General features: G+C 43.2%; 11 protein-coding genes. 1 reads left to right on the forward strand and 10 read right to left on the reverse strand.

The annotated features are described in order from the left end of the window. Positions 1 to 17: 17 nt before the first annotated feature. The 5 genes from DC082_RS05875 to DC082_RS05895 form a co-directional block, all read right to left on the reverse strand. Positions 18 to 3,236 carry an efflux RND transporter permease subunit gene (locus DC082_RS05875; protein WP_109236119.1) on the reverse strand — a complete coding sequence of 1,073 codons (3,219 nt, stop codon included), beginning with the start codon at positions 3,234 to 3,236 and terminating at the stop codon, positions 18 to 20. Positions 3,237 to 3,299: 63 nt separating this feature from the next. Then, the gene (locus DC082_RS05880) at positions 3,300 to 4,505 is read right to left on the reverse strand and encodes an efflux RND transporter periplasmic adaptor subunit (RefSeq protein ID WP_109236120.1); all 1,206 of its coding nucleotides are present in this window, start codon (positions 4,503 to 4,505) and stop codon (positions 3,300 to 3,302) included. Positions 4,506 to 4,599: 94 nt separating this feature from the next. Next, a complete protein-coding gene (locus DC082_RS05885; protein ID WP_109236121.1) occupies positions 4,600 to 5,088 on the reverse strand; it encodes a MarR family winged helix-turn-helix transcriptional regulator in 489 nt (162 codons plus the stop codon). Between the two features lie 280 nt (positions 5,089 to 5,368). After that, positions 5,369 to 6,394, reverse strand: a complete 1,026-nt coding sequence (locus DC082_RS05890) for a methionine synthase (RefSeq protein WP_109236122.1) — start codon at positions 6,392 to 6,394, stop codon at positions 5,369 to 5,371. A 150-nt stretch (positions 6,395 to 6,544) separates the two neighbouring features. Beyond that, positions 6,545 to 7,531, reverse strand: a complete 987-nt coding sequence (locus DC082_RS05895) for a DUF1852 domain-containing protein (RefSeq protein WP_109236123.1) — start codon at positions 7,529 to 7,531, stop codon at positions 6,545 to 6,547. Between the two features lie 388 nt (positions 7,532 to 7,919). On the opposite strand from DC082_RS05895, the gene DC082_RS05900 reads away from it, so the two are divergent. Then, the gene (locus DC082_RS05900; protein WP_109236124.1) at positions 7,920 to 8,807 is read left to right on the forward strand and encodes a LysR family transcriptional regulator; all 888 of its coding nucleotides are present in this window, start codon (positions 7,920 to 7,922) and stop codon (positions 8,805 to 8,807) included. 55 nt (positions 8,808 to 8,862) lie between these two features. Here DC082_RS05900 and ccmB read toward each other — a convergent pair whose 3' ends face one another. From ccmB to DC082_RS05925, 5 genes are read right to left on the reverse strand one after another with little or no spacing between them, the layout of a single operon-like run. Further along, a complete protein-coding gene (gene ccmB / locus DC082_RS05905; RefSeq protein WP_109236125.1) occupies positions 8,863 to 9,534 on the reverse strand; it encodes a heme exporter protein CcmB in 672 nt (223 codons plus the stop codon). Then, positions 9,527 to 10,168: a cytochrome c biogenesis heme-transporting ATPase CcmA gene (ccmA, locus tag DC082_RS05910; protein WP_109236126.1), complete on the reverse strand. Its 642-nt coding sequence runs from the start codon at positions 10,166 to 10,168 to the stop codon at positions 9,527 to 9,529. Before ccmA ends, ccmB begins: the two co-directional genes overlap by 8 nt. Positions 10,169 to 10,173: 5 nt before the next feature. After that, a complete protein-coding gene (gene ccmI / locus DC082_RS05915) occupies positions 10,174 to 11,469 on the reverse strand; it encodes a c-type cytochrome biogenesis protein CcmI (protein ID WP_109236127.1) in 1,296 nt (431 codons plus the stop codon). Position 11,470: 1 nt separating this feature from the next. Next, entirely contained in the window at positions 11,471 to 11,947 is a 477-nt protein-coding gene (locus DC082_RS05920) for a cytochrome c-type biogenesis protein (RefSeq protein ID WP_094566595.1), read from the reverse strand. Continuing rightward, the gene (locus DC082_RS05925) at positions 11,947 to 12,516 is read right to left on the reverse strand and encodes a DsbE family thiol:disulfide interchange protein (RefSeq protein WP_094566594.1); all 570 of its coding nucleotides are present in this window, start codon (positions 12,514 to 12,516) and stop codon (positions 11,947 to 11,949) included. The genes DC082_RS05920 and DC082_RS05925 overlap by 1 nt, the downstream gene beginning before the upstream one ends. Positions 12,517 to 12,519 lie beyond the last annotated feature (3 nt).

Here is a 12,519-nt window from a genome sequence, read left to right on the forward strand (position 1 = left end):
GAGCTACTTATTTCTGCCTATTGCGCAGGAGCATCCACCTCTTTAGTTTGCTCTGATGGCTTATCTCCAGCTTCATCGCGCTTCTTCTTATCCCGATTGAGGAGAATATAGAAGACCGGTGTATAGAGTAGAACGAGTAGCGTTCCTCCAATCATTCCACCAACAACGATGCGACCGACAACATTTTGTGCGCCGGCACCGGCACCTGTTGATAAGGCTAACGGCATCACACCAAGTCCAAAAGCGAGAGAAGTCATCACAATAGGGCGAAGTCGCTCTTGCGAGGCTCGAATAGTAGCATCAATCGTTGACATCCCTTCGCGAACAAGATCGCGCGCAAACTCAACAATCAAAATCGCATTCTTCGAGGTCAAGCCGATTGTTGTTAATAATCCCACCTGGAAGTAGACATCATTTTCTATTCCGAGGAGTCTTGCGGTAATCACTGCACCCACAACACCTACAGGAATTGTTAAGAGTACAGAGATCGGTACCTTCCATGACTCGTAGAGCGCCGCTAAGCTAAGGAAGATAACAAAGACCGAGACTAACAACAACATCACCTGAGAGTTTCCGGCCTCTTGCTCCTCATAGGAAGTATCAGTCCAAGCAACATTGATCCCTTGTGGTAGATGTTCTCTGACTAATATCTCAATCGCATCCATCGCTTCCCCGGTACTCTTACCTGGTGCAGCATTGATTGAGAGCGGGAATGAGGAGAACCCATCAAAACGGTTAAGTTGTGGTGGACCATAAGACCAACGCCCCTTTGCAAATGCACTAAATGGCACCATTTCACCCTTCGCATTACGAACATACCAGCTATTAAAATCATCCGGCATCATACGATAAGGCGCATCTGCTTTCACCTGAACATGTTTCACACGACCACGATCGATAAAGTCATTCACATACATTCCTCCCCAAGCAATTGAGAGTGCAGTATTGATATCTCCAACCGATACCTGTAATGCTTGTGCCTTTTCTCGATCAATATCGACATGATATTGCGCCGTATCAAACTGTCCACCGGGACGCAAAGTAGCGATATCAAGATCAGGAGATGTCGCAGCTAAACCGATAAACTTCATCACAGAGTTCATCAAGGTGTCGTGCCCTAATCCAATCGTATCTTGAAGTTGGAAACTTACACCCGTTGCCGTCCCTAACTCAATAATCGGTGGCGGACTAAAGACAAAGATCTGCGCTTCTGGAATATTGATAAAGTATTTCTGTAAGCGATCCATGAGTGCTGGAATCGATTCATATGCAGATTTACGATCCTCCCAAGGGCGAAGCTTAACAAAGAACATCCCCTGCTCACTTCCCTGTCCTGAGAAGCTAAAGCCAGCAACAGTCATCACCGATTCGACCGTCTTTTTCTCTTCATTAATCAGGTAATCAGCAATCTCTTGAAGTGGGATCTCTGTCTGATTGAGTGAAGTTCCATTAGGGTTAATGGTCATCCCAATTAAGATCCCTTGGTCCTCATCTGGCAAGAAGCTCTTTGGCAACTTCATAAATTGATGTCCAATTGCCCCTAAACCGACAATAAGAAGAAGGACAAAAATCAACGGATGTTTCAAGACTTTCGCAATCGTCTTAGTATAAGTATCACTCACCTTATCAAAGCCGATATTGAAATATTTAACGGCTAATCCAATCACCTTATTGAAAGGTGCAAAGAGCTTCTGTAAGAAGCGCCCGAATGCCGTTTTAGGAACATGATGCTCTTTATGATCTCTTAATAATGTGGCGCACATCGCCGGAGTAAAGATAATAGCGACAATCACAGAGAGCAACATGGCTGTAATAATTGTGACCGAGAATTGACGATAGATAACCCCTGTTGCGCCCCCTAAGAAGGCCATCGGTACAAATACCGCTGAGAGAACGACCCCAATTCCGATCAAGGCGCCTGTGATCTGATCCATCGAGCGACGAGTCGCCTCAAGGGGAGATACCTTCTCCTCCTCCATGATACGTTCCACATTCTCTACAACAACAATCGCATCATCAACCAATAGACCAATCGCTAATACCAGCGCAAAGAGCGTTAAAGTATTGAGATTGAATCCCAATAGATCCAGAATCAACATTGTTCCCGCTAAAACATAGGGAATCGCTAACATCGGAATAATCGTTGCCCGAATATTTTTCAGGAAGAAGAAGACAACAATAAATACCAGGATAATAGCATCGATCAATGTCTCTTCCACACTAGCAACTGAATATTCAACAAAGGGCGTTGTGTCATAAGGGAAGGTGTAAGCTAAACCAGATGGGAAATCTACTGAGATCTTCTCTAAATAACTCTTCACCGCCGTTGCCGTATCAAGCGCGTTTGCTCCCGATGCAAGACTCACAGCAAGCCCCGCAGCTGGAGTGTTATTATATTTTACGGCAACTGCTTCTGATTCAGGCGATAACTCAACACGCGCAACATCTGAAAGGAGTACTTCACTTCCATCTTCATTCACTCGTAATTGAATCGCTTTAAACTCTTCTGGACTCTGCAGTAATGACTGCGAGGTGACGGTATAACTAATCAGCTGATCCTTCACCGCCGGCATCGCACCTAATGCCCCTAATGTTGCCTGAGAGTTTTGCTCTTTAATCGCGGCGACAACATCTGTTGGCGTCATATTATATTTATAGAGCTTTATGGGATCGAGCCAGATATTCATCGCATAACTTGAACCGAAAAATTGAATCTCACCCACGCCCCCAATTCGGCTCATCTGATCTTCAAGTGTTGAGGAGATATAATCACCAATATCTCCGGAAGACATCGATCCGTCAGGCGAATAGAAGCCAACAACTAAGAGGAATGAGCCACTGGTCTTCGCAATGGTCACCCCCTGTTGCTGTACCGCTTGTGGCAGTTTGCTCAATGATTGTTGAATCTTATTTTGAACCTGAACTTGTGCTAAATCTGGATCAACCCCTTGGTTAAAGGTCACAGTGATTTGGAAAGTTCCAGAGCTTGAACTTGAGGAGTTCATATAGCGATAGCCATCTAAGCCACTAATACTCTGTTCAATAACCTGTGTAACGCTCTCTTCAACCGTCTGTGCACTTGCACCTGGATAGACCCCAGAAATACTGATTTGAGGCGGTGCAATAGGGGGATATTGCGATACAGCCATGTTTCGTACCACTAAGAGGCCGATAAACATCGTTAAGATCGCAAGCACCCACGCAAATATTGGTCGGTCTATAAAAAATCGTGCCATAACAATTATCTAATCCTTTATTGTGTGATGATAATTTAAGGTAAATCAGTGGATCAAAAGATCTTACTGAATCGTATTATCATCTGGAATTATCTCAACCTTTACCGGCTGCCCACCGCTACGTTGAATCGCAGATTGCACCGATTGTAATCCTTTAACAACAACTCGCTCTCCTTCTTTTAAGCCATTGGCAATTACCCAATCTTGCTCATAAGAACGAGAGATCTCGACCGGACGGATATGAGCGATATTTTCTTGATCGATCACAACTACGGTACTCACGCCACCAGGACCTTGAGTAACGGCCTTTTGCGAGACCACTAACGCCCCCTCTTCGATCCCTTGCTGAACAACCGTACGAACAAACATTCCGGGGAGGAGACTACCATCATTCTCAAATTGGGCCTGAAGGAAGATCGATCCTGTTGTCGGGTCAACAGTCAGATCGGAGAACTTGATATAACCGACCTCATCATAGAGTGAACCATCTTCGAGATAGATACGGACCAAATGACCATCTTCCCACTCACCGGTTTCAAGATTTTCTACCTTTGTAGGGGTATAGACTCCATTCATAATCTTTTTACGTACGGCAGCATACTCAGCAGAAGAGTAGGTAATATTAACCTTCATCGGATTGAGTACCTGAATAACAGCCATCTCATTGACCTGACCTGGAGAAACGAGCGCCCCTTGCGTAAAGTTTGTTCGACCAATTTGCCCCGAGATAGGTGCTTCCATCTGGGTATAATCGAGATTGATCTTCGCATTAGTCACTTGTGCTTCAGCCCCTAAAACTTCTGCATTAGCCTGCATCAATGCCGCGTTGGCATCATCTACATCTTGTTGGCTCACCGCTTTTGACTTCTTCAATGCATTTAAGCGATCGGCTTTAAGACGCGCCGCGTTTTGATTCGCTTTAGCACGCTCTAACGTTGCTTCTGCCTGTAATAGGCTTGCTTTATAAGTGGCAGGATCGATCTGATAGAGTTGATCCCCCTCATTGACAAAGCTTCCTTCCGTAAAATTAACAGAAAGAATAATGCCCCCCACCTGAGGACGAACCTCTGCAATGACTGAAGCTTCCGTTCTTCCCGGCAATTCTGCCTCAACGGTAATATTTTTCCGTTCAACCTCTTGAACGACTGCTTGCGGTGTCATCATCACTGGACCGGCTTGATGCTCTTCTGCGCATGCCGCAACTAATAGAGCAAGCCCGATACTTCCCGCAATATTTCGAATATATTGAAAATGATTTCGCTTTCTCATCTTATCTCTCATCTATGCCATATTAATAATTTAAGAAGTAATATATGGTCCTATCTAATTAGGCTTCTTCTCCATTACTCAACTTTTGATTCTCTTAATTCTGCTGATTTTTCTTCGCACTCACAATATTAAGTGCTTCATCGAGCATCCGAATCGATGCTAAAAATTGTTCCGCTTGCTCTACCCCAACAATCTTTGCCACATCTGCAAGCCATTGCCCATAAACCTTTGCTCTAACATCTTGATAGTAAGCGGCTCCCACAGCGGTCACTTTATAGAGTGGAGAGCGCTTGTTCTGCGGATTCTCCACCGCCTCAATATAACCATTCTCTAGTAGTAGGCAGATCTGTCGCTGTACCGCTTGACGGGAGGTAGAGCGAAGTTGTGCAATCTGTGGCACGGTTAAAGGCTCCGGCTCACAATGAATGATCGATAAGATGGTCCAGCAAGAGTGGGTAATATCACTCTCTGCCGCAATCAATAGATCTTCACTGATCCGGTGCAGTTTTGATAAAAGGGTAAATATCTCTTGGAACATCGAAACAAAGAGTTGTTTCTGTTCAATTGGGTGATTTTCAGTCATGATCTCTCTTTTAGAAAGAATTAAAACAATAGGCTAAATAGTAAGTCTTGACAACAATGTTGTCAATATTTTCCCAAGGAAAAAATTAAGAGGAGAGAAAGATCACCAAAGCCATCTTCCTCTCCTCTACACTTGAACCTTACTCTTGAGCTTCAATCTTAAAGCTTGATTCTTAATCCTTAATCCTTGATCCTTGATCTTCAACCTCGCTATTGAATCTCAAATCAAAAATCTACGATTCAGGCATCTCTTGCTACCATTTCATATTCATAATCTCTCACTAAGAGAGCTCTCTTCGAACGATCTCTGCCCCGGCACTAAGCGCCCGCAACTTGCCATTTGCTACCGTACGTGAGAGCGGAGTCATGCCACAATTGGTACTTGGATAGAGCTTATCGGCATCCACAAACTGTAATGCCTTTCTCAATGTAGCCGCCACCTCTTCAGCAGTCTCAATCTGATTTGTCGCAACATCAATTGCACCGACCATCACTTTTTTGCCACGAATAAGTTCAATCAGATCCATCGGCACATGGGAATTTTGACACTCCAATGAGATAATGTCGATCTTCGATTGTTGTAATTTAGGGAAAGATTCCTCATATTGGCGCCACTCTGAACCGAGTGTCTTCTTCCAATCAGTATTCGCTTTAATACCATAGCCGTAACAGATATGAACCGCTGTTTCACACTTCAATCCTTCAATCGCTCGTTCTAATGTAGCAATACCCCAATCATTGACCTCATCAAAGAAGACATTAAATGCCGGCTCATCAAATTGGATAATATCGACTCCCGCAGCTTCAAGCTCTTTTGCCTCTTGATTGAGGATTTTAGCAAACTCCCATGCAAGCTTTTCACGACTTTTATAGTAATCATCATAGAGGGTATCGATCATGGTCATCGGTCCTGGCAATGCCCACTTGATCGGCTTTTGAGTATGTTGACGTAAGAACTTAGCATCCTCGACAAAGACGGGGTGCTCTCTCGATACAGCATCAAAAACGGTGGGGACACTCGCATCATAGCGATCACGAATACGAACAGTCTCCCGCTTCTCAAAATCAACACCGCTAAGATGCTCAATAAAGGTGGTAACAAAGTGTTGTCGTGTCTGTTCGCCATCGCTGACAATATCAATACCCGCTGCTTCCTGCTCAATTAAGGAGAGTAGAAGTGCATCTCTTTTTGCTTGCTCTAATGCCTCTCCCTCTAATTTCCAAGGGGACCAAAGTTGTTCAGGCTCTGCAATCCAAGAAGGCTTAGGTAGACTGCCGGCGGTTGAAGTAGGTAGCAATTTTTTCATTTTAATAATCCCTATTTTTTTTGCACTGTTGTTTTTATATAGCTGTTTTTATGTGGTTGTTTATGTTGTTGCTTCTCTGTTTTTATTATTATTTTTAGTATTGTTATTATTACTTCTCTATTTTGATAATCTATTTAACGTTCTAACACTCTATTGAGCGTTAAACTCGATCTTTTCTGCCCAAGCATCCAAAACTGGTTGATAAGGTTTAATAAAGTGCGCTTCAGTAAAGATGCCCTGCTCTACAGCAAGACGATTACGCTCTTCGCGATCATAGACAATCTGCGTTGATGAAAAATCTTGATTAGTTAAACTTGGCTGATAAATTGCACCTGCGGGGGCATTACCATTATAGATCTCAGGTCGATAGATCTTCTGGAAAGTCTCCATCGTACTGATCGTACCAATAAGCTCCAGATTGCTATAATCATTAAGTAAGTCGCCAGAGAAGTAGAAAGCCAATGGTGCAACACTTCCCTTTGGCATAAAGTAACGAACTTCTAACCCCATCTTTGCAAAGTATTGATCCGTTAAGGAGCGTTCTCCCTGTTGATACTCTACACCTAAAATAGGGTGCTCATTCTCTGTGCGAGTATAAGTTCTACTACCGGCAACGCTCAGGCAGATCACAGGGGCTTTACTAAAATTTTGTTGGTAGAGATCAGACTGTAAAAAGTATTGAAAGAGCTTGCCATGTAACTCACCAAATTGATCAGGGAGAGAAAACTCTGTTCGATCACGATTATGATTTAAGAGAAGAACACTAAAATCATAATCGCGAACATAAGAGGAGAAGTTATTGCCCACAATTCCTTCGATTCTCTCTCCCGTTTGATGATCGATAATGGTCGTTTCTAAGACCTCAATCATCGGAAATTGATCCCCATTCCCCTCAACATCGATATCTACAGAGATAATCTCAATCTCAACGGCATAGCGGTTCCCGTGAGGATTATCCCAATTTGCCAAACTATTAAAGCGATTATTAATCATATTGAGAGTATTACGTAAATTCTCTTGCCGACTCTCACCCCGTGCTAAGTTAGCAAAATTGGTGGTCAAACGAGTTTCATTGGCGGGTTGATAATTCTCATCAAAGTTAATTCGTCTAATATTAAAGGTAAATGCGTCTGACATGACTTCTCCTGATATTGAGTAGCGGTAAATAATGTAGATCGGAATATAGATCGGGGATATAGAAGAAGATCTAATAGATCTATTAGATAGAGAGATGTCATTGATAGAACCCTCTTTGCTATTATCGTTTTGAAGGGTTTAGCGAGAAGCATTAACTCGGTAGGAGCTTCTCTCTCTTTAATAACATCTTGAACTGAGAATCATTGTAGGAAGAGCAATAAATGAAGTAAAATGATCATATTTCAATAATCGATGAATTTTGCTCATATATTAAATTCAGCTATAACACTCTTCTCTAGAACCCTTCTATAGATCGATATTAGATCGATGTTCTGAATATCCCACTTTTACCACTCTACCTAGCTTCTCTAAGAGGTCCTTTAAAATTATGTTAGAACGAATCCACCTCACTATTGTGCAACAGGTCGATAAACAAGGCTCTTTAACCGCAGCCGCAAAAGCGCTCCACCTCTCTCAATCGGCACTCAGCCATAGTATTCGCAAACTTGAAGAACGATTAGGAATTGAAATTTGGCGGCGAGAAGGGCGACATTTAGAGTTAACACAGTCAGGGGCTTATCTACTCTCTGTTGCCAATCGTGTACTTCCACAGCTAATGCTCGCTGAAGAGCGCCTCAAACAGTTTGCCGAAGGGGAGCGTGGCGCATTACGGATCGGCATGGAGTGTCACCCTTGTTACCAATGGCTTTTAAAAGTTATTGCCCCCTATCTTAGCGCTTGGCCAGATGTGGATGTCGATGTTAAACAGAAGTTTCAATTTGGGGGAATTGGTGCACTTCTCGGTTATGAGATCGATCTATTAGTGACGCCCGACCCCCTCTATAAACCCAATTTACGCTTCGATCCTGTCTTCGATTATGAGCAGGTTTTAGTGGTCGCTAATGATCATCCTCTAGCGACAGCACCCTTTGCAGAACCTGAAGATCTCATCGAAGAGATATTAATTAGCTATCCTGTCGATATTGGCCGACTCGATATCTATAATCAATTTCTTCTGCCGGCAGGCATCACACCTAGACGCCACAAAACGATTGAAACTACCGATATTATGTTACAGATGGTTGCTAGCGGCCGCGGGGTGGCAGCCCTTCCACGTTGGTTGATTGAGGAGTATTGCGAGCGATTACCGATTATACCGGTTCGCCTCGGAGAGCAAGGAATCGCAAAACAGATCTTTTTAGGCTCACGAATTTCAGATCAAAAAATCGATTATCTAGAAGCCTTTATAGAGATAGCACACCAATCTCCTCGATAACAGGATGAGTGATTGGATGGCTGATGGTTGATGATTGATGATTGATGGGCCTAGATTAATCTAAACTCATTTTAATGGCAAAAGCGGTCACAATCGGGGTAATAATGAGAGCAGCTAGATCAGCACCAATTAGAATCAACATCAAGCTACTTAAAGAATGCCCCTCCTGTAGACGAGAGATCAGTTGGACACCGATCAATAAAATAGGGACATAGAGTGGCAGGATAATAATGCTCAAAAGAAGGCCTGCTTGCCGTAGCCCAACTAAAAGCGCAACACACATCGCCCCAACAAAACTCAACAACGGGGTTCCCACTAAGAGAATCAACGCTACCATGATCGACTCTGACAAGGTAAAACCTAACATCACTGCTAAAATCGGTGAGAAGATCACAAGTGGGAGTCCTGTCACCAACCAATGCGCAATAATCTTACCTAATATCATGCTATAGAGCGACGCACCACTAATCGCCATCTGCTCTAAAGAGCCATCATCAAAATCATTTTTAAAGATTCGGTCAAGGACCAAAATCGTTGAAAGAAGTGCTGCAATCCAGAGAATTGCAGGTGCAGCAGCCTTTAATAACTTCTGATTTTCCAACCCCAATCCTAACGGAAAGAGCGAGATAATAATCAAGAAGAAGATGAGCGGCATAAAGATCTCGGAGCGATTACGCATCGCAACTCGAATATCTCTAACAATAATATCGATCACTACATTAAGCATCTACACGAAACCTCTCGATCACTAATGTTTTAGAGACAACCTCTTCTGCCGGCGCTTGATGCGAAGTAAAGATAATCCCCCCACCACTTTGATAATGGGCCTTCATCTTCTGCTCAAGAAGGGCGATAGAATCGATATCGAGTGCCGTAAAGGGCTCATCTAAGATCCAAATAGCACTCTCTTCGAGCCAGAGCCTTGCTAGGGCGACACGTCTCTTCTGCCCTGCCGAAAAGTAACGGATAGGACGCTCCTCTAATGGAAGACCTAAGAGTGAAAACACCTCTAAAATTTTCTCTCGTGCAATCCGTTTTCCACGTAGCTTCAATAAAAAAGAGAGATTCTCTACCGCCGTCAAATCAAGATTGAGACTTAACTGATGACCGATATAAGAGATCTCTTTTGAGTAGTGATGAAGCAGCTCTCTTCGCTCTATTTGATCGAGGTAAATGTTGCCTTGATAGCGCTGACTAATGCCGGCAAGTACCCGTAATGAGGTGGTTTTCCCTGCGCCATTACGCCCTTTAATATAGAGAGACTCTCCATTTGTTAAATTAAATGAAAAGGGCTTGAAGATCGGTCGATAATTTCGCGTTACACCGAGCGCTTCCACCTCTAAGTTAAAGGGCGCTACCATAGAATCTACTCCACAATATGGTCTAAAAGAAGATTAATCCCCTGATTGAGATCAGGTACCGTGACCGCTGTCGATTCAATATCGCCGGCTGAAGTGATAGGATCACCATTGAGACTAATCTTCGCTGAAGCACTTAAATCATGCTTACTCGCTAAAGAAGCCGATCCCGGCATTAAGAGATCTTGATCACTCATCGTTACTCTTAATGGGAAGGTCTCAATTGCCGTAAGCGGAATACGTTTTGCCGCCAACGGTGGTCCGACAGGTTGATCTCTTAGATAGATAAAGAGTACTGCCTCTTGCGGAAGTTGTTGCACAATCTCTTCCGATAATGAGATTGTGACCGGAAGAGTCACCTGATCTGTTGTCATCGTCTCTGCCGGCTGATTCGTTCCTTGACCTGTTAAGGTATCGATCATCGCTAAAATCACGCGGCGATTCTCTGAATCCTCAGGATAGAGATCCGCTAAAATAGAGAAGAAGTGCATCGCCTTATCAACTTTCTGATTCTCAAATAGAACTGTTCCGTAATAGAGAAGTAGACTTTCGTTGGTGGCATTATTTAAGACAAATTGATCAAAAAGCGCCTCTAAACGATTATCAAGTTGATAATTATTCTTTGCTAGCTGAATATTTAAGAGCGTATAGTAGGTATTATCATTGGTAGGATCGAGGCGATAAAGATCGAGATAACTCTTCTCTGCTAAACCTAATTGATCCATATTAAGATAGATCTTCCCTAAAAGATTGAGCTCCTTAGGATCAGTATGATGATCTCTTGAGCTCATTAAGTTGAGTGCTGCTAACGTTCCTAACAGATTCTGTTGTAATGGCTCTGGAGGATTGAGATCCATCAGATTGCTCTCACGTTGAAGATCTTCAATAGAGGTCGCCGCCAACCAAGCCTTCACATAAGGAAGTGCCGTTGCTCGCTGATTATCGAGATTCTTTGCATCCTCAGAGTAGCCATCTGCCCAAAAGTAGAGTGCAGAAAAAGCAATAATCACCCCACCAAAAAGAAAGGTGATCCACTTAAGAGCCGGCGTCAATGGTCGATCAGGATGCGCAACTGCTAAAAGATCTTTTGCAAGCTCCACTTTTGTTGCTTCATAAGTCGCCTCATCGATCTTTCCACGTGCTAAATCATCATCGAGAGTCTCTGTCTCATCAAGATATTTATCGCGATAAACCTCTTTAAGTCGTGGATATTTTCCTGCGCTCTTGCCCCACAAGGCAAATCCTATAAATAGAAGCGAGATCAGGATGAAAAGGAGTGTGTATGTTATACCTAGTGCCGTCATTTTAATTATCTTTTCTCGTCAATATTTCATCTAATCGTGCCTGATCTTCTGCCGTTAACTCTTTTGGCGCGGCCACTTTTACAACAGCCGGTTTGCGACGCTTTGCCAAGAAAACAAGCGCTAAGATCAATAAGAGCAACACAAAAGGGCTAAACCAGAGCAACCATGTTACCGGTTTTACCGGTGGGTTATACATCACAAAGTCACCATAACGATCAACCATAAAGCTGATAATCTGTGCATCTGCTTGCCCATCAATAATCATATCGTAAGTCAAATCACGCATATCTTGTGCAAGCGGCGCATCGGAATCTGCAATATTCTGATTTTGACACTTTGGACAACGTAATTCTCGCGTTAAACTCTGAAAACGACGCTCATCAACAGGATTATTAAACTCATAAAGATTGACAGAGGCAAAACTATAACCTGAGGTCAATAATAGAACCAATGTGATGATTGAAAATAGATATCTCACTACTGATCTCCCTTCGTATGATTCTCTTGATCATTACGCTTAAAGCTCGATTCATAGATCTCTTTGAGCTCATTGTTCCATAGATCGACTGTCATCTCACCCACATGTCGATAGACAATCACATTATCAGCATCTAAGAAGTAGGTCTCAGGCGCACCATAGACCCCTAAATTGAGACCGATCTTGCCACTCTCATCGGCAATGGTAAAGATATAAGGGTTCCCTAGATCTCTTAACCAGCGGTAAGCAAGTTGTGGGTCATCTTTATAGTCCACACCATAGATCGGAACACCTGTTGCGCCAATCTCTTTAAGCGCCTCATGCTCTGCCTCACAGGTAGGACACCATGTTGCCCAAATATTGAGAAGCGCAGGCCCTTGAATATCCTCATCTGTTAAGATTCTCGCTTGACTCCCAGGCGCTGCAACCTCATAGGCACTGAAAGGGGGTAATGGTTTCCCCTTCAACGCTGAAGGGAGGTAACTCGCATCATTCTCTAAACTCATAAAGAGAAAGATTAGAAAGCCTACAACAACCACTACAATCCCAGCTATAATTGCTCTTAACATCGA

It is taken from the genome of Ignatzschineria indica (assembly GCF_003121925.1).
In the GTDB taxonomy this organism is placed as follows: Bacteria; Pseudomonadota; Gammaproteobacteria; order Cardiobacteriales; family Wohlfahrtiimonadaceae; genus Ignatzschineria; species Ignatzschineria indica.